General features: G+C 27.3%; 5 protein-coding genes and 1 pseudogene. 1 reads left to right on the top strand and 5 read right to left on the bottom strand.

Going from position 1 to position 3,100, the window contains the following annotated elements; all coding sequences use genetic code 11:
- A pseudogene (locus BN1173_RS04415) lies at nucleotides 1-463 on the top strand (CCA tRNA nucleotidyltransferase); the annotation flags it as partial.
- Here the strand turns inward: BN1173_RS04415 and rnc are convergent.
- The 5 genes from rnc to BN1173_RS03580 are packed head-to-tail and all read right to left on the bottom strand — an operon-like array spanning nucleotide 435 to nucleotide 2,711.
- Nucleotides 435-1,166: a ribonuclease III gene (gene rnc / locus BN1173_RS03600; RefSeq protein ID WP_012538444.1), complete on the bottom strand. Its 732-nt coding sequence runs from the start codon at nucleotides 1,164-1,166 to the stop codon at nucleotides 435-437. The pseudogene BN1173_RS04415 and the gene rnc sit on opposite strands and share 29 nt — an antisense overlap.
- Nucleotides 1,167-1,171: 5 nt before the next feature.
- Nucleotides 1,172-1,414, bottom strand: a complete 243-nt coding sequence (acpP, locus tag BN1173_RS03595) for an acyl carrier protein (RefSeq protein WP_014696523.1) — start codon at nucleotides 1,412-1,414, stop codon at nucleotides 1,172-1,174.
- A 22-nt stretch (nucleotides 1,415-1,436) separates the two neighbouring features.
- Entirely contained in the window at nucleotides 1,437-1,619 is a 183-nt protein-coding gene (gene rpmF, locus BN1173_RS03590) for a 50S ribosomal protein L32 (protein ID WP_012538442.1), read from the bottom strand.
- 52 nt (nucleotides 1,620-1,671) lie between these two features.
- Nucleotides 1,672-2,169 carry a pantetheine-phosphate adenylyltransferase gene (gene coaD / locus BN1173_RS03585; RefSeq protein WP_012538441.1) on the bottom strand — a complete coding sequence of 166 codons (498 nt, stop codon included), beginning with the start codon at nucleotides 2,167-2,169 and terminating at the stop codon, nucleotides 1,672-1,674.
- Between the two features lie 2 nt (nucleotides 2,170-2,171).
- Nucleotides 2,172-2,711, bottom strand: coding sequence for a hypothetical protein (locus BN1173_RS03580; RefSeq protein ID WP_246040052.1), 540 nt, complete (start codon nucleotides 2,709-2,711; stop codon nucleotides 2,172-2,174).
- Between the last annotated feature and the right edge of the window lie 389 nt (nucleotides 2,712-3,100).

Here is a 3,100-nt window from a genome sequence, read left to right as displayed (position 1 = left end):
TATTTTTACTATAAAACAAGACATATCAAATTTAAAACAAAACTTAAAATTACTCAAGTTTTCAAACAAAGACATTAAACTAATATTATTATATAAAACAACTATCAACGCAATTCATAAATTAAATCCAAAAAAATTACATCATATTAGAATTTTTTTAAGCAAAACTACCAGAGAAAATTATAAAGAAACACTTGATATATATAAAGCCCTTAAAGGAAAAAACAACAAGTTTAAATTTATAACAAATAAGATTAAAAATAACAAGCTGTTAAGAGATCCATTATCTTTAAAAGAATTGCAAATAAATGGCAACGATGTTAAAAAGTTCCAATTAAGAACCCACAAAAACACTGGTATAATTCTCAATCATCTACTTAATGAAGTACTAATAGAGCCTAAATTAAATAAGAAAGAAATTTTGCTTCAAAAGATTAAAGATCAATATTCACAATATTTTTAAGTGCCATTTCAGCTGCTATCATCTCAGCCTCTTTTTTAGACTTTCCTTTGCCATTAGATACAAATTTATCATTAACATAAAGTTCAACACAAAAAATCTTATTATGATCAGGACCTAATTCTTTAGCCAATTTATAACTTGGTGAAATTTTATATTTTTTTTGAACATATTCTTGCAATAAACTTTTATAATCTTTAAAATCACCACGATTAAACATTAACCTTATATGTACTTCAAAAAGTTCTACCACAAAAGTAGAGGCTTTTGAAAAGCCCCCATCAAGATAAAGTGCACCTACAAAAGCTTCAATAGCATCTGCAAGAATGCCTTTCTTATTACGTCCATCATTATTTTCTTCACCTCTACCAAGCAAAATATAATTACCAAGATTAAGTTCTCGAGCAATACTAGAGAGAGAATCTTCACTAACAATATAAGACCTAGCTTTACTAAGCTCACCTTCACTCTTATCAGGATAAAATTTATACAAATAATCTGTAATAATAAGATTAAGAACAGAATCTCCCAAAAATTCCAATCTCTCATTATTAGCATATTTCTGATCAAATTCATTTGCATATGATGAATGACTTAAAGACATATTTAACAAATAAATATCATTAAAATCAATATGCAGACCCATTAAAAACTCATTTAACTTTTGTTTTCGATCCACATCCAACTTCACTACTGAAGAACCCATTATAGTTAACCCTTCTTCTTTTCAATAAAAGCAACAACATCACCTATAGTCTCAAACTCGCTAGCTTCATTTTCTGGAATTTTATCATCAAATGCTTCTTCAAGTAAATATAAAAGCTCATAAATATCTAAACTGTCTGCACCAAGATCTTCAACAAACCTAGATTCCATAGTAATCTCATCTTCTTTCTTGTCAAGCTGCTCGGATATAATAGACCTAACCTTTTTAAAAATCTCATTTTGATCCATAAACAAACATTCCTCGTTCAAACTATAATCCTAATTCTAAGTATTGACTATTTCGATAATAACCACACTTTGCACATATTCTATGCCTTATTGCAAGGTTACCGCAATTTGAACATTCCTGAAATTGAGGAATTTTTTTCCTCATATTTATACTGCGCCTCGTCCTACTTCTAGACTTTGAAGGCTTAAATTTTGGAACAGCCATAATCTTTGTCTCCTTAAACATCAACAAACGTATCTTAATAATATATATATTATCAAGATAATTTGTCAATAAATTTAGATTTCAACTTTTTTTGTACCAACTCTGGAATAAAATTTGAAAGATTAAAATTTTTATTTTTTATCAATTCCTTAACAAGATCTGATCTTACAAATAAATATTTATCACTACTTGGTAAAAATACTGTATCTATTGAAGAATTCAGCTTATTGTTAACAACATATCTCTCAAATTCAAATTCAAAATCATGAAACGCTCTAACACCTCTTACAATAAAACCAATATTATTCTTCAAAGCATAATCTAAAATAACTCCATCATATTTATCCACAAAAATTTTTGTCCATCCTAAAGACATAATAACTTCAAAAGTAAGTTCATATCTCTCAATATCACTAAGCAAATAACTCTTATTACTATTATTAGCAACAAGAACAATTACTTTATCAAAAATTAACGAAGCTCTTTTTACTAAATCAATATGTCCCCATGTAATAGGATCAAATGAACCAGGAAATAATGCTGCTCTCATAACTAATATAATTTAAATCCTTTATTCATATCATTAAGAATTTTTTGTCGCCAAGCAGGACGACCCTCTAAATTTTCAAAATTAATCTCCTTAACAATTTTAAAAGACAAATTACTTCCCCTAACAGACCTATCAACAACAAAAAACTTGCCAACACCCTTATATACCAAACTTTCATTTTTTAAAAGATGACTTTCGGATTTCAACCTATCAATAGCACAATCAAAATGTATAGGCTTATCTTCGTCACTAAACTTCATGGACATACAAGAAAGAATATCTTTAATTTGCTTTTCACAAATAGGACATATTTTTTTAAATTTTATGCGCGATCTTTGATCTTTTCCCAACCCTTTTTGTCTATTACCTTTATAATTTTTATGTCCATTAGAATTAACACCCACAGATTTATTATTGTTAGCACCATTACTTAAAACAGAAGAACTTTGTTTCTTAAGTTCAGATCGTGCTTTCCTAATTTTCCAATAAGGAAATTTATTTCCTCTCTCTAAATCATTCCCACTGGACTTACTCCTACCCATCCTCAATATTAACTCCTTCAATTAATGTCAAACAAACGAGTAATATTTCTCTTTAAGAACATCAAACAAATATTCCAAATGATGTTCATCATTAAAACTATATAATTCAATGCTATATTTAGCATACTTATCAATTTTTTTCTAGTAACAAAATAATTTAATATTAAAGTATTGTATTAAATCTTAATTTTCCTATTATTCATAACTTAACACTCTTAAATGAATAAACAAAAGATAAAACCTATTCTATTATTTTAAAATAATCAAAACCAATAAAATTATCCCCCATTAACCAACCTGTAAACTTCGCATCATATTTAATCAATAAAAAACTATTTTTTATATTTATATCTCCTCAAATTAATGACATTTTACAATCATTACTCCAC

Origin of the sequence: Borrelia crocidurae (genome assembly GCF_000825665.2) — a bacterium.
Lineage (GTDB): Bacteria > Spirochaetota > Spirochaetia > Borreliales > Borreliaceae > Borrelia > Borrelia duttonii.
The sequence above is the reverse complement of the archived record's forward strand: the minus strand, read 5'-3'. Positions and strand labels throughout refer to the sequence as shown.